Consider the following 21,074-nt stretch of genomic DNA (forward strand, 5'->3'; position numbering starts at 1 on the left):
ATATCCGAAAAAACAAGCGCATATCAAAACAAAATTGGCTATTTTTGCGCTTGATATGAAATATAACACAGCAACGCTTAGCAATGGGCTAAGGGTCATCCATATGCCATCATCCTCACCTGTGGTCTATTGCGGATACTGCATACGCGCCGGCTCGAGAAACGAGAGGCCGGGCGAGGAGGGATTGGCACACTTCTGCGAGCACGCCACATTCAAGGGTACAGAGCGGCGTAGGTCTTGGAACGTGCTGAACTGCTTGGAGAGCGTGGGCGGAGACCTCAACGCTTTCACCACCAAGGAGGACACCACCTACCATGCCGCGGTGCTCAAGCAAGATATATCAAGGGCCATAGATATCCTGACCGACATCGTGTTTCACTCCACCTATCCACAGGGCGAAATAGACAAAGAGGTAGAGGTGATATGCGACGAGATTGAAAGCTACAACGACACGCCCTCAGAACTGATATATGACGAGTTTGAAAATCTCGTCTTCGACGGGCATCCATTGGGGCACGCCATATTAGGCACGACCACCAACGTGCGGGGCTTTGACACCAAAAAGGCGCACGAGTTTACCAACAGGTTTTACAAGCCACGCAACAGCGTTTTCTTTGTATACGGAGATTTGTCTTTCAAAAGGATCATCAACAAGTTGTGCGCCGTACATCAGGCCAAGATGGTCGAGACGGCTGGCCCGAAAGCGCGCGCGGATGACGCGAGCCCAGAAAAAGACAAGGGCCTGCACACAGGCTGCGGCGGCATCCAAGACATCGGCAACGATGCGCATGACGGCGACAAGCACGTGTGGCTCGACAAGTTGGCAGGACAAAAAACAATAGTGCGCAAAGGCACGCATCAAGCCCATGTGATGGTTGGGAGCAGGGCTTACGATATCTATGACCGTCGCCGCATGGCCCTTTACTTGCTCAACAACATGATAGGAGGCCCAGGCATGAACACGCGCCTGAACCTCATACTACGCGAGCATCACGGGTTGGTGTACACAGTGGAAAGCTCCATGGTAAGCTATGGCGACACGGGCGTGTGGTGCACCTATTTTGGATGCGACCCGCACGACGTTGACAGATGCCTGCGATTGGTGCGAAGAGAGCTTGACGGCTTTATGCAAAACCCCATCAGCCCCACCCGCCTCAACGCTGCCAAGAAACAATTGAAAGGGCAAATAGGCGTGGCCTGCGACAACAGGGAGAGCTTCGCGCTCGACTTTGGCAAGAGTTTCCTGCACTATGGTTGGGAGAAAGACATCAACCAGCTCTATAAAAACATTGACGAGCTGACGGCAGACAACCTGCACGAGGTGGCCAACGATATTTTTAACGAATCGCGCCTAACCACACTCATATACAAATAAAGAACTGGCAAACATGACTTTAGAAAACATTTTGGAACATCGAAGGGCCATCAGGAAGTATGACCCCAACCAACCGTTGGAAGATAGCAAGGTGAAAGACTGTATCCGCATGGCCACATTGGCCCCGTCAAGCTCAAACATGCAACTGTGGGAGTGCTATCATGTGACGGACAAAGACACGTTGGGCAAGTTGGCCCACGCCTGCCTGGACCAAGGAAGCGCACGGACAGCCCAACAGATGGTGGTGTTCGTGACACGTCAAGACTTGTATCGAGACCACGCACAAAAAGTGTTGCGGGCTGCCATTGACAACATATTGAAAAACAGTCCGAAAGACAAGCAAGCGCGCCGAATACGCTTGCAACGTCTCTATTACAAACGGGTCATGCCCATGCAGTACGCACGCTTTCTTGGTATCAAGGGACTACTGAACAAAATCTTGGCACAAACCATCGGCCTCTTCCGCCCCATCGTGCGCCAAGTGTCGGAGGGAGAAGTGAGCACGGTGGTGCACAAGAGTTGCGCGCTGGCCGTGCAAACGTTCATGCTGGCCATGAGCGAGAAAGGGTACGACACATGCCCGTTGGAGGGTTTTGACAGCAGGTTGGTGAAAAAGGCCCTCCACCTGCCATACAATCGTGGTATCAACATGGTAATAACGTGTGGTGTGCGACTGCCGGAGGGTGTGCGAGGAGAGCGTTTCCGGCTGCCCCTCGAGGAAATATACCACAAAGTTTAATCAAAAATTCAAAATCCTCAATACGAAATTAGGCTCGCTCAGGGGGCTGCCAAAGAGGATGTCATGTCAAAACGAAAGGATTGGCCATTTGCCAATCCAAACCTCACGCGCCACCTTGTCAAAGGTACAGCACCGCCTCGTTGCCCATGTTGAAGAGCAAGTCGAGGATGGAAAGGTTGGGCAAGAAACCGTGTTTCCGCTCGTAAACTTGGTAATATCTCCGTGGCGTAAAGTCATTGTCGGGCAAAGGACGCTTGGGACGGATGGCCTCGCGGAAATCGAGGCAACTTGGCTTGGCCTCGTAATGGGTTGTCAAGGCTATGGACGGCTCGATATCAAGCAGCTCGCATAGCTTGTGCGTTATCTCAAGGTTGAAATCGAAGAGGTAATCCCATCGCTTTTCGAAAAACGGACGTATGTCATCGGCAAGAAACTCGAAAAATGGACTTTCGCCATAGGCAGACACCAAAGCGTTCCAATGTACATGCCTCCAACGTCCATGATTGCTCACACGGATGTCTTTCATGCAGCATTTTGGCCCATCATATCGCTCGATGGGCACGGAGAGCGCTTGCGGCCCGTTGGCCGTGGCAATGACACAACGGTTGCGAAAGGTCTGCTTAAGGAAATTATCATGGCGTTCCAACAGCACCTCGCGGTGGCGATTGAGCTTTTGGTACCATTGGATGGGTCCAAAATAGGCGGACGAGAGCATGCAAATATCAGTATCGTTCATAAGGAAAGACTATCGGCGCGACAAATAGTTGGCACATGAAAAACAAGAATGGGCCTAAAAAGACAAATGAAAAAGTTTATAGGCATGACCCAATACCTGATGCCTGTAAACCAACGTTCTGCTCTTACCCAAATTGACAAGGTACAACTTGCAGTCTAAACAGCGGCACCGCGAACAGCATATGCGTGGAATGAGATACTGCCCCGAATCCACGGCGACGGTATCACCGGGCACGCCTTCCACCCTGCCGATAATATCACGCGAACATCTGAAAACCATCAAATCTCCCTTTTTGAACCCTGCGTGCGACAGCTTGTTCACCACGACACGGTCTCCGCGTCTCAGCGTTTGGTCTATGTCCGTTGGCACCGCGTACACGGTGAAAGCGTAGAAGCGCACAACAAGCAAGACGGCCAAGGCTACAGCAAGCACAAATATGGTTTTTAGGAAATAACGCATGCTAACTCACAGTTCACGATTTTCAATTCACAATTTGGCTCGAGCGAGATTGCTGAGCATTGGTTGAACAATCCACAACTCACCATTGCCAATTCATCATTTGACCCGAGCGACGTACACGCGCTCCGCATTGGCAATTCTAAATGAAATTTTTATGTTTTTCCACCGCCACCGCCACACACGTCCCGAATGGCAAATGACGAATAGACAATGGTGAGTTGTGAATTATTTAATATTGTCAACCATCCTGAAGAGACGACTCCAGCGAACGCCCGAGAATCCGTGGCGGTCGGGATCTGAGCTCCACCATATAAAAATGGGTTTACCAACCACATGGTCTTCGGGCACGAAACCCCAATATCGCGAGTCGGCGGAGTTGTGACGGTTGTCACCCATCATCCAGTAATAGTCCATCTTGAAAGTGTAATAATGGGCCAATTTGCCGTTGATGTAGATTTGTCCGTTCTTTACAACAAGGTCATTGTTCTCGTAAACCTTTATGGGACGCTCGTAAATGGCGATATTGTCCATTGTCAATTTGAGTGTCGCTCCTCGCTTTGGTATCCATATTGGGCCATAGTTGTCACACGTCCAACCCGTCACGGCGTTGAGAGGATACAGCCCACCGGGCACGGCCGTGGTGTTGAGCTTGACGCTTTCCACCAAGTCGGTACGAGCTTTCAAGGCTTTTGCCGCTCTCTTGGTGAGTGGCATGTATCCGTTTTGGTTCAAGCTTGTGAGGTCTTCCATGGATATCTCCAACTCCTTGAGCAAGTCATCGGGGATGGGCTGCTTGAGCTTCACGAAGTATGAGTACTGCACATTGTCAGGCTCTTTGTTGGGTTTGCCATCCAAATAGACAATGCGGTTCTTGATTTGCAAGGTCTGGCCAGGCAGCCCCACGCACCTTTTCACATAATTTTCGCGGCGATCGGTGGGACGATGGTCTATGGAGCCGTACTCGTTGGGATTGTTAAGTATGTAGTTTCGGCCAATCTCGTACATGCGCCGGAAGTAGTCATACTGTTCCATTCGGTTCAAGTTGGCTGGATTTACCACATCGGTGGATTGCTCTTGATAGATTTGTTCACCAAAAGAATACACCATGGCGTAGTAGTCGGAAGCCTGATAGCGTTCTTCTGTCACGATGGTATCGCCCGCGGGATAGTTGAAAACGACGATGTCATTAAGCCGCACCTTGCCCAAACCCCTTACCCGACGATAGTCCCAATGGGGAAACTCTATGTAGCTTTTAGTGTTTATCACCGGCATGGTGTGCTGCGTGAGCGGCATGGTGAGTGGCGTTTGCGGTATGCGTGGGCCATAGCTCAGCTTGCTTACGAACAGGTAATCGCCGGTCAAAAGGCTTTTTTCCAAAGAGCTTGAGGGAATGACATAGTTCTGGAAGAAGAACAAATTGATGAAATAGACAGCCACAAGGGCGAACACCAAGGCATCCACCCAGCTCATTATAAATCGTACCGGGCCCTCGGAAGTTTTCCACCACTGCCACTTTATCTTCTTTGTGATGTAGACGTCGAAGATGAACGGCACGACCAACAAGCCCCACCAGCTCTCCACCCAGTACAGGAATATCAAATAAAGAAGGAGTACGACAATGAACTTGGCCCATTGTTTTTTCATGTTTAGCTTAGCTTTTTCCTTATCAATCATGGTTTGTTATGATTAGTTGGTGACAAAACGGCTCCGCGTCAAATATAACAAATAATAAACAACAGCGCCCTGTGTCTTTGACATTTAAAACTTAAACAAATCCCCCATAGTCAAAAGGCCGGTGCGATTTTTCGTGAACTCGGCAGCCAACACAGCTCCAAGGGCGAAGCCTTCACGCGAGTGGGCGTTGTGCGTGATGGTGATTTGGTCGGCCTCCGAGTCATAATCAACGCTGTGAATACCCGGAACCTCGTCATGTCTGATGCTGTTAATCAGCAGTTCTTGATCCGCATGGTCGTCGTTTCCGTCCACATGGCCGTCGTCCCAAGTAGTGGTTCCGAGTTTCCATGAAGTTTTGCGGTCGAGGTTCGCGACAATATCCTCCGCCAGAGTGATGGCCGTACCAGATGGGGCGTCAAGCTTATGGACATGGTGTGTCTCCTCCATCCGCACGTCATACTGCGCAAAGCCATTCATAATACGCGCCAAATACTTGTTGACCGCAGCGAAAATGGCTACGCCAACAGAGAAATTTGAGGCCCAAAACAGCGTTTGCCCACCCTCTCGCGTCATGCGCTCAACCTCGGTTTTATGGTCCTTCATCCATCCCGTGGAGCCACTCACAACCTTGACATTGTGCTTGAAAGCGCGGCAATAATTGTCGAACGCTGCCGTGGGATTGGTAAACTCGATGGCGACATCAGCGCTCGCGAAAGCCTCGCTATCAAAGTCTTGCTGATTGTCAACATCTATCTTACACACTATTTCATGGCCACGAGACAAGGCTATACGCTCTACCATGCGCCCCATCTTGCCATAGCCTATCAACGCTATCTTCATAATCGTAACGATATTAAACCTTTTTGCAAAGGTAACCAAAAACTATGAATGTACTCTTTAGAGCACCTTAAATTATTCAAAAAGAACAGATTGCACATACATTTTTTGCGTTTCAAAAAGAAAATGTACCGTATAATCTTTGCGATGAGAAATAAAAAGGGTAATTTTGCGGCCTAATTCAAGATGCGCTTTGCACATTTTCTTATTTTTTGTGTAATCTTTTTTATTCTATGAGCAAAATCAAAATATTGTTTTCCATACTCGTATGCGGCGCCCTTATGTCTTGCATCAAAGAAGAACCTCTCAACGCAGAGTGCGACATTGAGCAAATTTGGTTTCATCTTGATGACCCTACGGCCACTTTTTTCACCGCGGCCGACACCATGAAGGTGGTGTCCTCGACAGAAGACAATGTCACGTTTCATGTGCAACGAAATCACCAATCTGACCTGACTGCCCTGATACCCCACTTGGCGCTCGCCCCCGGCGCGCGCGCCTCACTGCGCCAAAACACCGTAGACGCTGTGTCTGGCGGAAACATCACCTATCGCGTCACATCCGAGGATGGGCTTTGGCATCGCGACTACACCATCTCCATCGTGCCGCTACTGCGCACCATCGCAGAAACCGTGAGCTATGATTTTGAGCATTTCGAACTGGAAAAGAAAAACAAGCATTACTATATTTGGACATGCGCGACAAAAGAGGAGGCCGCCATCTCCAAATGGACAAATGGCAACGAAGGCTTTGCCATGGCTCGTCCATCCGCAAAGCCAGAGGAATATCCATCAGTCCCACTCATTGATGGCTACGATGGGCATGGCCTGAAACTCACCACGCGCAGCACGGGTTTCTTGGGGTCAGCGTTCAAGAAGCCCATCGCCGCCGGCAATTTCTATCTCGGAGAATTCGACTTTGGCAAGGCTGTGTTGGCTCCCATGCAAGCCACCAAGTTTGGCATTCCCTTTGATCGCCAACCTATTTCTATCACGGGATATTACAAATACAAACCCGGCAAAAAGGTTATCGACAAAAACAGCAAAGCCATACCGGGCAAAACCGACGAGCCCGCTATCTATGCGGTGTTCTATCGCAACACTGACGCCAACGGCAATCACGTGACGCTCTATGGCGATGACGTGAAAACCAACGCTAACATAGTGGCGATAGCCAATGTGGGAAAACTGCCGGCGACAAACCAATGGACAGCCTTCAAACTCACGTTCGATTACAAAGAGCCTATAGACTATACGCTCTTGGACAACCGCGGATACAATCTCACCATCGTTTTCTCGTCGAGTCAAAACGGAGATAGCTTCGAAGGCGCTGTCGGCTCGGAGCTATGCATAGACAAAGTGCGTGTAATCTGCAAAAAAGAAGAGGAAGTGACAAAAGCCGTTTCCAACAAAAAAAATTGAACACTCAACAATCCATCATACCATAATGACAACGCTAAGAACACTCATTATATCCCTTTGTTTCCACGTGGCCAACGCATATGCCTTTGATATCATTTTCCCTCAAGACCTATCGCTCAAGGCAAGGTTGGGCTACAACCTTGGCGGCACGGCGCCGATAGGCCTTCCCCCGTCCATTCGCAAGCTTAACTCATACCGTCTACAACCCAACTTCAGCGTCGGTTTGGACGCCATTCGTCCAATCAATGACAATTGGAGCGTGCTCATGGGATTGCATCTCGAGAACAAAGGCATGAACATTGATGCGCGCGTAAAAAACTATTACGAGGAGATTGTGCGTGGCGACGAGCGGATAAGCGGTAGGTTTACCGGCAACGTCAACACCTATGTGCGAGAATGGATGTTCACCATTCCGCTGCAAGCCGTGTGGTCTCCCATTTCAAAGGTAGATTTTCGGGTTGGTCCTTACTTCTCCGTAGTACCCGCAAAAAAATTCAATGGCTATGCCCATAACGGCTACCTGCGCGTCGGCGACCCTACGGGGGCCAAGGTTATTCTTGGTGAAGACGAGACCTCAAGGGGCTTTTACGACTTCTCCGGAGACATGCGCAACATGCAATGGGGCTTTGACATTGGCGCGGATTGGAACTGCTATCGCCGCCTTGAGGTCTACGCTGACATCAGTTGGGGCGTGACAGGCATATTTAAGAAACGCTTTAAGACCTTGGAACAAACGCTATACCCCATATTCGGAACCGTTGGCGTGGCGTACAAACTAAAATGACCGCTGCCTCAACAAGTCTCGGCAATTTTCCAATATGGCCATAAGCTCGTCCACGGTTTCAGCTCTAAGCATGGAGATGCGTGTTTGCCTGAAGTTTGGAATGTGCTTAAAGATGGGCGAAGCGGCAAGATGACGACGCGTATGCAGTATACCGCGATACTCGTCTATACGCTCCACGTTAATGCGAAGCTGTTCCTCAAGTATGTCAATTTTGTCATCCAAAGTCAACGATTGGGCAACGGCCGAGACGCCATCCGCACCTTGGTCGAGACAGTCGCGCATCTCCTTGAATATCCACGGATGGCCAAAGGTGGCGCGCCCCACCATCACCGCATCCACGCCATAGCTCTCAAACGCGCGCTTGGCCTCTTCGGGCGTGGTAATATCACCATTGCCTATGATGGGGATGCGCATCCGCGGGTTGCGTTTCACCTCGCCTATCAGCGTCCAGTCAGCGTCGCCCGTGTACATCTGCGAGCGTGTCCGACCGTGTATGGTCAACGCTTGGATGCCACAATCTTGCAATCGTTCGGCCAATTCGGCAATGACAATATTGTTCCCATCCCATCCCAACCGTGTCTTTGCCGTTACCGGAACCCGCACCGCGTCAACCACGGCGCGGGTTATCTCAAGCATCAACGGGATGTTTCGAAGCAACCCAGCGCCAGCGCCTTTGCCCGCTACTTTCTTCACGGGACACCCAAAGTTTAGATCTATGACGTCAGGCCGCACCGTCTCCACAATCCTCGCGGCCTCCACCATGGACGCCACGTCGCGGCCGTAAATCTGTATTCCCACAGGCCTTTCATCGTCATCAATGGCCATTTTGGCCAAAGTGGACTTTATGTTACGCACAACGGCCTCCGCCGAGACGAACTCCGTGTACATCATGTCGGCGCCAAAACGCTTGCACAATTTGCGAAAGCCAATATCGGTCACGTCTTCCATTGGGGCGAGGAAGAGTGGCTGGTTTCCAAATTCTGTATTACCTATTTTCATAATTGGTCACAAAGTTACGATTTTTAGACGGTATTCGCCAATGTGGGAGATACAAATTGATGCCCCGCCTGTCTTTCAAGCAAGTGGGTTTCCTATGCCGACGTTTAGCCCAACAAGGGCTTCTCGCTATCCTAACAAGTGGTATGTGCCGCCCGCGTATGGCTTGACGACACCCTTCATCTCCAAATTGAAAAGCAGCGAAGACAGTTGTCCAATAGGGATGCCGGTTTTCACGCTGATGATATTGAGTTGCAAATCGTTCAGTTTTTGCAACAGTTTCACCACCAACCGCTCGTTTTCTGACAATTCTGGAAACAAGTCGAGAGCTATTCCAGCCTGTTTTATACCTGCGGCCTCGCGACTGTCAGCCCATCCCATGGCATTGAGCAAGTCGTCGGCCGAAGTTATAAGTCCCGCGCCGTTGTCACGAATGAGGCGGTTGCAGCCCTCGCTGTAAATAGCTCCCACCGGACCTGGGAAAGCGAACACGTCGCGATTGTATTCCTTGGAAATGCGCGTGGTGATAAGGCCGCCTCCCTTTTGGGCACTCTCCACAATGACACAAGCGTCCGAGATGCCCGCGACGATGCGATTACGCCGCACGAAATTGAGCTTGTCGGCGTTGGTGTGGGTCATAAACTCCGTAAGCAAGCCGCCGTGACGAACCATCTCATTGGCCACGTCTCGATGCCGAGGGGGATAAAGATTATCCAATCCGTGCGCCAACACGCCTATGGTGTACATGCCATTGCGCAACGCGTTGCGATGGGCGCACACGTCAACACCGTAAGCCAAACCACTCACCACAACAACATCGGGGCATCGCAGGCGCAGGTCGTCAATCAAGTGGCGCACCAAATCCTCGCCATAGGGAGTGCAATGACGGGTTCCGACGATGTTGACAATACGGCGCGCGTTCAGGTTGGCCGTACCTTTATAAAACAGCATCAGCGGCGCGTCAGGACACTCCTTGAGCCGCGCCGGGTAAGCGTCGTCATTGAGGCAGAGCGAGGTTATGCCGTGCGCCTCGTTATATTCCAACTCTTCTTCACATCTGGCGCGCACCACCTCCACGTCTTTCAGCGCCTCGACCACCTTGGCCGGCAATCCGCCGAACAGATGGGGCAGCTCGTCGCGACGCTCCACGATGGCCGTTGCCGACCCTAACGAACGGTAGAGTTGAACCATGGTGTTGAGGTGATAATAGCTCAACCGGGTGAGGATGGCGGTATTAATGAGTTCGTCTGTAGACATCATAGCTTAGATTATACGATGGAATGGGCGTAAAAGCGGTTTTATGGCAATGGGGCGTCGCGCGCCGACAGGCACGCTCCGCCTATTCGTCGACAGTATGCCGTTCGCGTTCAAAAGCCTCGATTACGGGCAAGAAAGCACGGTCGTAATCTTCGCTTTGCGCCAACACGCCGTTGACAAGCGTCACCAATTCCACGTCGGCATGAAAGGATAGCTGGCCGTCGGAAGAGCGGTATATGTCGTGCGAGAACACGTACTTGAGACCATCCTTGCGCAAGTTCAAGCACGACAACATCTCGTCGTCAGACCGTAGCGGCGCCCTGTACTTGAGTTTCATGCGCGCCACCACGGCATCCACGCCCTTGTGGTGCAGCTCCGAGAAACTGACGCCGACCGAACGGAGAAACCGATGGCGAGTGTGCTCGGTGTAGTGCAGGTAGTTGGCGTTATTAACGATCCCCTGAATATCACATTCATAGTCGCGCACGTCCATGCGCGTCTCAAACAAATAGTTTTTCTTCTTTGTCATCTTCGTTCATGTTTATAAGTGTATCTGTCTTTTGTTGTCTGTCCCCAATGTAGCGAGCGCGCCTTGTCGAGATGGCAGGCGCTGCGGCTCTCAAGGGCGATCCTGTTTGGCTCTGGACAAATAGTGATAGCCCAAACGGCATCTCAAGCACTCGCACTTGTCGCAATATTCGTTTTTCAGTTGGATGAGGGCCTGCGAATCTCCGGCGTTTTCAACGCTCAACCCACAGTCTTTCCACATCCTGACAATGTGATTGTCCTCGGCTTTGAGCGCTTCCAGAAAATTGATGGCGCGCTCGCACAAGCTATCGTCACGCTTGTGCCTGCCATACGCGAAAAGCATCGGCACGACGGTATTGACGAGCAGCACGTTTCTCGAGGCTGCCGACACGCGTTTTTCCCGTCTCGGACTCTCGTGGCCAAAAGTGTAGTGCGTCTCCCAATAGCGCGTCACGTTGGCGCACAGCAAATCGCCAGCGTCGGCCACCTCGTGACAGTCCACAAGATTGGCCAGGCTCATCTTGCGTTGATAGTACAGGTTGGCGAGCTGGGCAATGCGTATATACGGAAAATTTTGTGGCCTCAACCTCAAAAATCGCCATTGCGAACAATCCATCGGCAGCAAGCCGAACTTATGCGCCAAATAACGATACTCCGCTCTCAACCGCGCGAAATAATCATCTTTGACAGCCGCCTCGCGATGCCGCTCGGGCATGGCCGACGGGTCCAACAACCCCGCTTGGCCCATAAAGATAGCCTCTATCTGCAAGAGATTGTCCCTATGGTGGGCCACGCACTGCAGTGGCACGCTCCGCGCCCACCGCTCCAAGGCGTCGCTATTGATGCCAAACCCATAGTTGCGGGCCAGCGTCACAAAGCAAGCGTCCTCCCACGACCCGTCGCACAACTTGACCCTACGGCGTATAGCCTCTGTCTTCTGCTCCAAACGCTCCGTTTGCAGCGCATTCATATAAGCATGTATGGCCAGCCGCGAGATTGAAGGAATAATCTGGTAGCAAGGCGGATAGCGTTCTGTCTTGCGCAGCTCGTCATAGTTTTGGCGTACAGTCTCGGGCACGTCAAGTTGCAATTGGGGCAGTATCTGCCCCGAACAGGTCTGCACATCGGTGTCGATGATACCTGCCACATGCAGGATTACGCTGTCATAACGCTCGTCCGTATGGTGGCGATGCAAGTACCACTCTGACGCTTTGTCGTGTATCTCGACGTTGCCCACCCACATGGTGTCACCTATTTTGACCTTGGCGTTAAAAAAATCAGGACCCGCGTCATGGTTGTGCAGTCCTGAATCGATTACCTCCACGGGGCGACCATCGGTGGCGCGCAGGCCCCCCAACGGAAAAAGCTTGTGTTTCCAAACATAGTGCAAAAGTTGCTCCATCGACAAAAGATTAATAAGACGTGTTTCGAAATCGCGCTTCTCAAACGCAAAAAAGCATACTCCATGTCATGCAAAAGTAAAAATAAATATCTGAAAATGGTTATCCAATATGAAAAATCTTATTTTTTAAAGTTCTCCCAATGGCACACTCCTGCCCTCCACCCTGCCTCGTGGCAAAATACCGGAGCCGACAGCGGGCACGTTTGGACAAGCCATGACAACCGCGTGCCATCTGTAAACGCCAAGGCTTGTCGAGACACGCCGCGCCACAAGTTTGCCACAAGCGAGGTGAAAGGCAACGCCGACCGACAACGCCACAGCGTCAGGAGAGAACCCTTTGACAATTAAAAATAAATGACAAAAGGTGGTTCAAAATTCGAGTATTTGGAAACAACAAGGTCATCGCTCGCAAATACGCGGAAAACAGACCGCCTTTACAAACGCCTATCACACAGCATATTACTTCAAACAATCAGTTTTGATGGCGTGTTTTTTGTCTCCGTGGTTTGGCATTGGCACTCATTCGCACGGCGATTAAGCGTTAATCGCATGGCCAATAAGCCTTATCGGCATGGCGTTTACGCCCGATACGCATCATGAATAGATACGAACGGCAGCGAGTGCCATCGACGAAAGACAACGTGAAAGCAAACGGAAGCGAAAATAATGGGCGTTCGCGCTGTAGAACAACCGGTTTAGCAGGGCCATTTTTTATGACTTTTTATAAACAAAATGATGGCCAGCCACGCTTGGCGCACATTTTTCACGAAGCGACACAGGGCTTTCATGTCAGACGGACCTCGCGTCCACGGTATGCCACATTGGATCACATGGCACGCCTAAGCAGACGCACCCATCGGGAGCCCAACAGTTGGAGGGCCGATTTGCAAATGACAAAGGAGGGGCGCGACAACCTAAAAAAATGGTATTTGCCATGCCTATATGCAATCTTTTTCATATCTTTGCATCAAAAAGAGGCCAATGACGGAAGACTTTGATATAAGGGACGAGCAACTGTCCTCAAACGAAAAAGAGTTTGAGAACGCACTTCGCCCGCTACATTTTGACGACTTTAACGGCCAGCCCAAGGTGGTGGAAAATCTTGAAGTCTTCGTAGAGGCCGCCAAATATCGCGGCGAGCCTTTAGACCATACTTTGCTATACGGCCCCCCCGGATTGGGAAAGACCACGCTGAGCAACATCATCGCCAACGAGCTTGGCGTAGGTTTCAAACTCACGTCGGGCCCAATTCTCGACAAACCGGGAGACCTCGCCGGCATCCTTACGTCGTTGGAACCTAACGACGTGCTTTTTATCGACGAGATTCACCGTCTGCAACCGGTGGTGGAAGAGTACCTGTATTCGGCTATGGAGGACTATCGCATTGACATCATGATAGACAAAGGACCGTCGGCCAGAAGCATACAGATAGACCTAAATCCTTTCACGCTCGTGGGAGCGACCACTCGGTCGGGCATGCTCACGGCTCCGCTGCGGGCCCGCTTTGGCATCAACATGCACTTGGAATACTACGACCCCGAGACGCTCAAGCGCATCATCAACCGCTCGGCACGATTGTTGAAAGTGGCGATAGACAGCGACGCGGCCATCGAGATAGCGCGCCGTAGCAGGGGAACGCCACGTATAGCCAACGGACTGCTGCGTCGCGTGCGAGACTTCGCTCAGGTGAAGGGCAACGGAACCATCACGACCGACATAGCCCAATTGGCGCTCGGCGCGCTCAACATAGACCAGTACGGACTTGACGAGACTGACAACAAGATATTGTTGACCATCATAGAAAAGTTCGGCGGCGGCCCAGTGGGATTGTCCACCATAGCCACCGCCATCGGCGAAGACACCGGAACCGTGGAGGAGGTTTACGAACCGTTTCTCATCATGGAAGGCTTCGTCAAGCGAACACCACGCGGGCGCATGGCCACAAAGCTCGCCTACGAGCACCTCGGCCGAGACGCGGGGAAAGGCCATGCGTACCAACCCCAACTCTTCTGACACTGACAGGCTTGCAAGCCCCGACCCTTCGCACATTCACCCAATACGCACCCAAGCACCATTCCTCAACGTTTAAGCGCATGAGACAGCAACGACGACCATCCGTGGCACTTTTTGTGGGCACTTTCGACCCTTTCACCATCGGGCACGACAATATCGCCCAACGCGCCCTGACACTCGTGGACAGGCTTGTCATAGGCGTGGGCGTAAACCCTGACAAGCGCACTCTCTTCTCCGCCGACGAGCGACTGGAGGCTATCCGACAACTATACGCCGACGAGCCACGCATTACCGTCGAGCTGTACACAGACTTGGCGACAGACTTGGCGCGCAGAGTGGGCGCGCAATTCTTCGTGCGAGGCGTGCGCTCTGTAAAAGATTTTGAGTACGAACGCGACCAAGCGGCGTTCAACAAACGGCTTGGCAATATCGAGACGCTGCTGCTATACGCAGAGCCCAAACTCGCCGCGGTCTCCTCCTCGGCCTATCGCCAACTTGTCTTTTTCCACAAAGACGCCGATTGGATGCTGCCCAAACGCGGAGGACAAGCACGTGAGAATGGCAGCGAGACCAACAACTCGAAACAGTGACAATAGCAAGTCCTAACCTATATCAACAGATGATAACGTATCAAGCAGACGGCGTGGAAATGCCGAAAATAAAACATCGCGAAATAACCACATGGATAAGGGCGGTTGCCGCCACCTATAACAGACGGGTAGGCGACATCGGCTACATGTTCGTGAACGACGAAAAAATCTTGGAAACGAACAGGCAGTACTTGGGACACGACTACTACACCGATGTCATCACCTTCGACTATGACGAGGGGGACATTGTCAGCGGCGACATCGTCATATCAATAGACACGGTGGCAAGCAACGCCAAGCTGTATGGCAAGTCTTACGACGACGAGCTGTACCGTGTCATCATTCACGGCGTATTGCACCTTTGCGGCATCAACGACAAAGGGCCGGGCGAGCGCGAAATCATGGAGGCAAACGAAGAGAAAGCCCTCGCGCTGCTAAAAGCGAGGCGAGGATAACACGCGCGCACGCTCTGACAATGTATTGATGACATTTATACAGTCGTTATCCACCGCCTCTTTCGCAGGATAGCGACACGCTGTCCGCGCCAGACAAGCCACAAAGGGGGGCTTCCCGTCCGCACAACGAGGAGTGTGCCGAATATTCTTGCCATGAAGAAAAACGGGCATGGGAGCGAGGGCGCGAACACAAAACGTAAGGAAGGAAAGGCAGGCGCCTATTTCATCAACTCGTCCACGGCACGCATGACAATGTGGTTTTGCTCGTTCATCACTTGAAAATACTCGGTCATATCCCACAAATCGCGAGCCACCAGGGCTTTGAGCTGTATGCGCAGAGAAAGCAACGTGGCCACCAGTTCCGCGTTGTCCTTGGGCGTGACGTTTTGTTTCTTGCCCTCGGCGATGATTTCGTCGATGACTTTTTGCGGGATTTCAAACTTGCCATTGAACGTGGGGAAGTCGGGATACTGCTTTTTCAACTGTTTGCGACACTCGTCAACATACCTCAAATTGGCGCTGACAATGATGCCCTTGGCCGCCAACTGCCTATGCATAGAAGTGAACTGCGTAGTGTCGAGGGGCACAAAGATGTCGGGCATGATACCACCTCCACCATAAACCGGGCGGTGGAGACCCAGGGTGTAATATTTCAGGCTGTCAGCAAAATGTACGCTGTCAGACGAATACAGTTCTCCGTGCTTGAACCGTTCGTCCAACTCTCGGTCATAATCCTTGCGGTCTCCCTTGGTGTAAGGTTTCTGTATGCATCGACCGGATGGCGTGTAGTAATGGGCGATGGTAAGCCTCAGCATGCTGCCATCGGGAAAATCGACGGGGCGTTGCACCAATCCTTTTCCAAAACTACGCCGTCCAATCACCACGCCTCGGTCTTGGTCTTGTATGGCCCCGGTCACTATCTCCGCGGCAGAAGCTGAAAACTCGTTGATAAGGACCGCCACCTTTCCTTGGAGCAAAGAGCCATTGCCTTGCGCTCTGTATTCTTGGACGCGAGACTTACGGCCCCGTGTATAGACTATCAGGTCGTCATGGCGCAAAAACTCATTGGCAATGGCAACGGCCGCCTGCAGGTAACCACCACCGTTATCCTGCAAATCGAGTATCAAATGGCGCATGCCCCGAGCCTGCAAAGATTTGACGCACGACATGAACTCTTTATAAGTGGTGGCCCCGAAGCTTCCTATGCGAATGTAGCCTATACCAGGCCGTATCATGTAATAGCCGTCTATGGTCTTCATGGGGATTTTGTCGCGCGTCACCGTAAAACTCAACGTATCTTTGATACCACGCCGCACCACGCCCAAACGCACCTTGGTGCCTTTGCGGCCACGCAGCTTTCGCAATATCTCCTCACGTGGCATCTTGACGCCAGCAATGGCTGTATCGTTGACCATCACGATGCGGTCGCCAGGCAAGATGCCAGCTTTCTCAGATGGTCCGTTAACGATGGTCTGTATGACGAGCAGCGTGTCTTGCTGCATGTTGAACTGTATGCCGATGCCATCAAACGACCCATTAAGCGATTCTTGCATGAGCTTGGTCTCCTTGGCGGTGGTGTACGAGGAGTGAGGGTCGAGCTTCTCAAGCATGCCGCGAATGCCATCCTCCACCAATTTCTGCTCATCGACAGAATCTACATACATGTTGGTGATGGCCATCTCGGCTATTTGCAACTTTCTGAAAGGTGACTTGCTGCCAAAATTCAGCCGTAATTGCGCGTTGGCGGGTGAGAGAGCTAAAAGCGCCAATACAGCCAAGCACACAGGCTTGGCGCATCTCCTAATGATATTTGTTGGCATTTGTCGGTATGGTGGTTGATTAGTTTAATTGCTCGTTATCATCATCGACGCTGTTATCCTCTACCACAAGGTTGTCTATGATGAAGTTTTGGCGCTCCATGGTGTTTTTACCCATATAGTACTCGAGAAGTTTTTGTACTTGGTCGTTCTTGTGAAGGGTGACCTGCTCCAACCGCATGTCCGGGCCGATGAAATGGACAAATTCATCGGGCGAGATCTCTCCAAGCCCTTTGAAGCGAGTGATCTCCGGGTCTGGGCCTAACGCGCTGATGGCCTCCAAGCGTTCTTCGTCGGTATAGCAATAGCGAGTGATGAAGTCACTTTTTTTCTCTCCCTTGGCCAACCGGGCGTCTGTCTCGGCTATAACCTTCTTGTTCTTGATTTTAGAACGGCGATTTCGCACCCTGAAGAGAGGCGTCTGAAGCACAAACACATGTCCTTTCTTAATAAGCTCAGGATAGAACTGCAAGAAAAACGTGATGATGAGCAATCGTATATGCATACCGTCCACGTCGGCGTCCGTGGCCACTATCACTTTGTTGTAACGCAAATTGTCCAAACCATCCTCTATGTCCAACGCGGCTTGGAGCAGATTGAACTCCTCGTTCTCGTAGACAACCTTTTTTGTCAAGCCAAAAGAGTTGAGTGGTTTGCCACGCAACGAGAACACCGCCTGCGTGTTGACGTCGCGGCTCTTGGTGATGCTTCCACTGGCCGAGTCGCCCTCGGTGATAAAGATGGAGGCTTCCTCCTTGCGGTCATCTTTAGCGTCGGAGAAGTGCACACGGCAGTCGCGCAACTTGCGATTGTGCAAATTGGCTTTCTTGGCACGCTCACGCGCCAACTTGGTTATGCCCGCCATCGACTTGCGCTCGCGCTCGCTCTCCTTGATCTTGGCCTCCAAAACATCCGCCACGTCTTCTTTGTGAATGTGGAGGTAGTTGTCCACCTCTCGCTTAATAAAGTCGCCCACATATTTGTTGATGGTGTCTCCGTTAGGCTCCATGACAGTGGAACCGAGCTTTATCTTGGTTTGGCTCTCAAAAACAGGTTCCTCCACGTTGATGGCAATGGCCGCGACGATACCGTTACGGATGTCGGTGTACTCATAGTTCTTGTCGTAAAACTCCTTGATAGTCTTGGCAATGTGCTCCTTGAACGCACTCTGATGAGTACCTCCCTGTGTGGTATGCTGCCCATTTACGAAGCTGTGGTACTCTTCTCCGTACTGGTTGGTGTGCGTGAAAGCTATCTCAATGTCTTCTCCCTTGATGTGCACGATGGGATAAAGGCCATCGACGGTCATGTTGTCGTTGAGCAAATCTTCCAAGCCGTTGCGACTCTTGATACGCCGACCGTTGTACATAATGGTAAGCCCGGCGTTGAGATAAGTGTAGTTGCGAAGCATGGTTTCCACGTACTCGTCGCGGAAACGATAATTCTTGAACAACGTGTCGTCAGGCTCAAAAAAGATGAACGTGCCATTCTCATCATTGTTTTTCTTGGTGACATCGCTCTTGAGCGTTCCTCTCTCAAACACAAGCTCGCGCACCTTGCCGTCGCGATAGCTCCTCACCTCAAAATGGGAGCTCAGCGCGTTGACCGCCTTGACGCCCACGCCATTGAGCCCCACGCTCTTCTTGAAAGCCTTGGAGTCGTACTTTCCGCCCGTGTTGAGCATGGACACAGCCTCTACCAGCTTGCCCTGCGGTATGCCACGACCATAGTCGCGAACGGTCACGCGCAGGTTGTCGTCCATGTCTACCTCTATGCGGTCGCCAGCGTTCATCTTGAACTCGTCAATGGAATTGTCGACAACCTCTTTGAGAAGCACGTAAATTCCGTCCTCGGGCAGACTGCCATCTCCCAACCTTCCGATATACATACCAGGTCGCGTACGCACATGCTCCATGTCGCTAAGATGGCGAATGTTATCGTCTGTGTACTCCACCGACCCTTGGGCCGAGGTTTGTCCGGACTGGTTGGCCTTCAAAAGATTGTCATCTGTCATCATTATTGACCTTTCTGGTATTTATCGAGAAAAACGGAATATTAAAAATTAAACTAACAAAAATAAAAGAAACAACGCCACCAAGACCGCACAGTGAGACGCACGCACAAATAGAGCACCGTGGCATCGTCCCCGAACAGCAAAGTGAAGTTGGCGCGCGGAACTATATTTTCTTGCGATAGCAACGACGAGCCTTGTGGTTTTCGTGCTCGAACATTTCCCACTGTCCCTGCACACCAGTGTTGGTTACCATCTCCACCTGACTTTCTCCCCACTTGAAACCATACTTGATGTAGCGTGGGATGAGGTCGTTAAACATCAGGGCGTTGGCGCCTTTTGAGCGATATTCAGGCAGCACGCCTATTAGCAGCAGGTCCAACCCCTCAGTCTTATGGAACTTGACGGCGCGCAAAAGATGCCACCAGCCAAAGGGAAGCAGGCGGCCGCGACGGCACTTCTTCAGGGCTTTTGATATAGAGGGAATGGTGATGGCTATGCCCACCTCCTTGTCATTGTCATTGCCATCCACGACGACCGTTACCAAATCAAAATCGATTACGGGCAAGAACATTTTGACGTATTGGTCTATCTGCTTGTCTGTAAGGCTCACGAAACCGTAAAGGTCTACATAGGTGGCGTTGATGATATGGAACAGCTTGCGCGCGTAACCCTCGCGCACCTCACGCGGAGTGACCTTTTTGACATGGAGATTGTACCGGTTCTCTATCATCTCAGAAATCTTGACCAATTTTTCGGGCACTTTATCAGGCACGTGGATGAGGTATTCCACATAGTCATTGTCTTTCTCAAACCCTCCAAGACGCTCTATGTGCCGCGGATAGTATGGATAATTATAGAGCGTGGCGGCCGTGCTCAAACGGTCGAAACCAAAGGTAAGCATGCCCTCGCGGTCCATATCCGAGAAACCAAGAGGCCCTATCATGTGGGTCATGCCCTTGCGGCGGCCATAACCGGCCACGGCATCAAAGAGCGCGCGGCTCACGTCAATGTCGTCAACAAAGTCCAACCAGCCGAAACGCACGTCTTTATTGTCCCACCGATCGTTGGCGCGATGATTGATGATAGCAGCCACCCTGCCCACCAAACGGCCATCTTTGTAGGCTAAAAAATACTCTGCCTCGCAAAAATCGAATGCCGCGTTTTTATCCTTGCTCAGCGCGTTTATCTCGTCACTATAGAGAGATGGCACGTCGTAAGGGCAATCCTCGTAAAGTTTGTAATGAAACTCTATGAAAGCCTTGAGGTCTTTTTTGGTCTCAACTTTCTTTATTTCTATCGCCATTGATAATATAATAATATGATGTTAAAACGTTTTAATATGCAAAAGTAGCAATTTTAAACACATTGAGCAAAAAGAAACGCCAAAATTATAAGACAGGACCTAAAAAACGGTCTTGTCGTATTTTGAGCGTGTCTTCATGCTCAAAATACAAGACGGGGGATGGAGCGCGGCATGTCCCGTTGCTGAACAAGCACGAGTTTTGACGTGAGTGGATAAGCGAATATGACAACGCTCAACATACATTTACTTTTTACGCCATACAGGTTGATGATTTCCGCGGCTATCCATTGCCTGTTCGCTTCCTGTCAAAAAAAGAGATGGCACACTTCGCGGTTTGCCCACAAGAATGAAAAGGAAACCGACAAACACCTTGTCACCATGCGCCGTATTGCCAAAATAAAAACTCGAAAATATCTGACAAAACCCCTCGCACGCTTGGCTTATTTGAAAATTACGCCGACTTGGTTGAAAATAAACGAAAAATATAGACACTTGGATAATCTGCTATAAGTCAACATGTTGCAAAAATATCATCATTTTGCCAACGACAAGCCACTCTCAAGAAGACACGTTTAGGCACTAATGGCATGGCGTTTTGTGCCTGAACGCATCATGATTGGGCCGTAAACGAAGCATGAATAAAACCTATTGGGCACGCGATTAAGCCTTAATGG

19 protein-coding genes are annotated in these 21,074 nt (G+C 51.1%); 8 read left to right on the plus strand and 11 right to left on the minus strand.

Annotation, left to right across the window (positions count from 1 at the left end; translation table 11 throughout):
* Positions 1-55 precede the first annotated feature (55 nt).
* Positions 56-1,375: a pitrilysin family protein gene (locus tag HMPREF1640_RS04945; RefSeq protein WP_036893016.1), complete on the plus strand. Its 1,320-nt coding sequence runs from the start codon at positions 56-58 to the stop codon at positions 1,373-1,375.
* Between the two features lie 13 nt (positions 1,376-1,388).
* Positions 1,389-2,114 carry a nitroreductase family protein gene (locus HMPREF1640_RS04950; protein ID WP_036892914.1) on the plus strand — a complete coding sequence of 242 codons (726 nt, stop codon included), beginning with the start codon at positions 1,389-1,391 and terminating at the stop codon, positions 2,112-2,114.
* Positions 2,115-2,232: 118 nt separating this feature from the next.
* Here the strand turns inward: HMPREF1640_RS04950 and HMPREF1640_RS04955 are convergent, their stop codons facing one another.
* From HMPREF1640_RS04955 to dapB, 4 genes are all read right to left on the minus strand, one after another.
* Entirely contained in the window at positions 2,233-2,850 is a 618-nt protein-coding gene (locus tag HMPREF1640_RS04955) for a WbqC family protein (protein WP_036892916.1), read from the minus strand.
* Between the two features lie 54 nt (positions 2,851-2,904).
* Positions 2,905-3,282: a S26 family signal peptidase gene (locus tag HMPREF1640_RS04960; RefSeq protein WP_197051486.1), complete on the minus strand. Its 378-nt coding sequence runs from the start codon at positions 3,280-3,282 to the stop codon at positions 2,905-2,907.
* A gap of 252 nt (positions 3,283-3,534) precedes the next feature.
* Positions 3,535-4,983 (minus strand): signal peptidase I, encoded by a 1,449-nt coding sequence (gene lepB / locus HMPREF1640_RS04965; RefSeq protein WP_036892919.1) that lies wholly within the window; start codon positions 4,981-4,983, stop codon positions 3,535-3,537.
* 84 nt (positions 4,984-5,067) lie between these two features.
* Positions 5,068-5,823 carry a 4-hydroxy-tetrahydrodipicolinate reductase gene (gene dapB / locus HMPREF1640_RS04970; RefSeq protein ID WP_036892920.1) on the minus strand — a complete coding sequence of 252 codons (756 nt, stop codon included), beginning with the start codon at positions 5,821-5,823 and terminating at the stop codon, positions 5,068-5,070.
* 230 nt (positions 5,824-6,053) lie between these two features.
* On the opposite strand from dapB, the gene HMPREF1640_RS04975 reads away from it, so the two are divergent.
* Together HMPREF1640_RS04975 and HMPREF1640_RS04980 are read left to right on the plus strand one after the other, a co-directional pair.
* Positions 6,054-7,241, plus strand: coding sequence for a PCMD domain-containing protein (locus tag HMPREF1640_RS04975; RefSeq protein ID WP_036892922.1), 1,188 nt, complete (start codon positions 6,054-6,056; stop codon positions 7,239-7,241).
* Between the two features lie 25 nt (positions 7,242-7,266).
* Entirely contained in the window at positions 7,267-8,025 is a 759-nt protein-coding gene (locus HMPREF1640_RS04980) for a porin family protein (protein ID WP_036892924.1), read from the plus strand.
* On the opposite strand, the gene dusB is transcribed toward HMPREF1640_RS04980, so the two are convergent.
* The 4 genes from dusB to HMPREF1640_RS05000 all read right to left on the minus strand — a co-directional run bounded on the left by dusB (position 8,017) and on the right by HMPREF1640_RS05000 (position 12,208).
* On the minus strand, positions 8,017-9,024 hold the full coding sequence (dusB, locus tag HMPREF1640_RS04985; protein WP_036892925.1) for a tRNA dihydrouridine synthase DusB: 1,008 nt from the start codon (positions 9,022-9,024) through the stop codon (positions 8,017-8,019). The genes HMPREF1640_RS04980 and dusB overlap by 9 nt on opposite strands.
* 126 nt (positions 9,025-9,150) lie before the next feature.
* Positions 9,151-10,278, minus strand: coding sequence for a DNA-processing protein DprA (gene dprA, locus HMPREF1640_RS04990; protein WP_036893017.1), 1,128 nt, complete (start codon positions 10,276-10,278; stop codon positions 9,151-9,153).
* 82 nt (positions 10,279-10,360) lie between these two features.
* Positions 10,361-10,807, minus strand: coding sequence for a thioesterase family protein (locus HMPREF1640_RS04995; protein ID WP_036892926.1), 447 nt, complete (start codon positions 10,805-10,807; stop codon positions 10,361-10,363).
* A 90-nt stretch (positions 10,808-10,897) separates the two neighbouring features.
* On the minus strand, positions 10,898-12,208 hold the full coding sequence (locus tag HMPREF1640_RS05000; protein ID WP_036892927.1) for a DUF2851 family protein: 1,311 nt from the start codon (positions 12,206-12,208) through the stop codon (positions 10,898-10,900).
* A 96-nt stretch (positions 12,209-12,304) separates the two neighbouring features.
* On the opposite strand from HMPREF1640_RS05000, the gene HMPREF1640_RS05005 reads away from it, so the two are divergent.
* The 4 genes from HMPREF1640_RS05005 (at position 12,305) to ybeY (ending at position 15,266) form a co-directional block, all read left to right on the plus strand.
* Positions 12,305-12,556, plus strand: a complete 252-nt coding sequence (locus HMPREF1640_RS05005) for a hypothetical protein (protein WP_156098716.1) — start codon at positions 12,305-12,307, stop codon at positions 12,554-12,556.
* Between the two features lie 633 nt (positions 12,557-13,189).
* Positions 13,190-14,221 carry a Holliday junction branch migration DNA helicase RuvB gene (gene ruvB, locus HMPREF1640_RS05015; protein ID WP_036892930.1) on the plus strand — a complete coding sequence of 344 codons (1,032 nt, stop codon included), beginning with the start codon at positions 13,190-13,192 and terminating at the stop codon, positions 14,219-14,221.
* A gap of 80 nt (positions 14,222-14,301) precedes the next feature.
* Complete coding sequence (coaD, locus tag HMPREF1640_RS05020; RefSeq protein ID WP_036892931.1) at positions 14,302-14,811, plus strand: pantetheine-phosphate adenylyltransferase; 510 nt, start codon at positions 14,302-14,304, stop codon at positions 14,809-14,811.
* A 29-nt stretch (positions 14,812-14,840) separates the two neighbouring features.
* Complete coding sequence (gene ybeY / locus HMPREF1640_RS05025) at positions 14,841-15,266, plus strand: rRNA maturation RNase YbeY (protein ID WP_036892933.1); 426 nt, start codon at positions 14,841-14,843, stop codon at positions 15,264-15,266.
* A 218-nt stretch (positions 15,267-15,484) separates the two neighbouring features.
* On the opposite strand, the gene HMPREF1640_RS05030 is transcribed toward ybeY, so the two are convergent.
* The 3 genes from HMPREF1640_RS05030 to HMPREF1640_RS05040 all read right to left on the minus strand — a co-directional run bounded on the left by HMPREF1640_RS05030 (position 15,485) and on the right by HMPREF1640_RS05040 (position 20,400).
* Complete coding sequence (locus HMPREF1640_RS05030; RefSeq protein ID WP_036892935.1) at positions 15,485-17,086, minus strand: S41 family peptidase; 1,602 nt, start codon at positions 17,084-17,086, stop codon at positions 15,485-15,487.
* Between the two features lie 19 nt (positions 17,087-17,105).
* The gene (locus HMPREF1640_RS05035; RefSeq protein WP_036893018.1) at positions 17,106-19,097 is read right to left on the minus strand and encodes a DNA topoisomerase IV subunit B; all 1,992 of its coding nucleotides are present in this window, start codon (positions 19,095-19,097) and stop codon (positions 17,106-17,108) included.
* Positions 19,098-19,260: 163 nt separating this feature from the next.
* A complete protein-coding gene (locus tag HMPREF1640_RS05040; protein WP_036892936.1) occupies positions 19,261-20,400 on the minus strand; it encodes a hypothetical protein in 1,140 nt (379 codons plus the stop codon).
* Between the last annotated feature and the right edge of the window lie 674 nt (positions 20,401-21,074).

The sequence above is a fragment of the Prevotella sp. S7-1-8 genome (assembly GCF_000758925.1).
Classification (GTDB): domain Bacteria; phylum Bacteroidota; class Bacteroidia; order Bacteroidales; family Bacteroidaceae; genus Prevotella.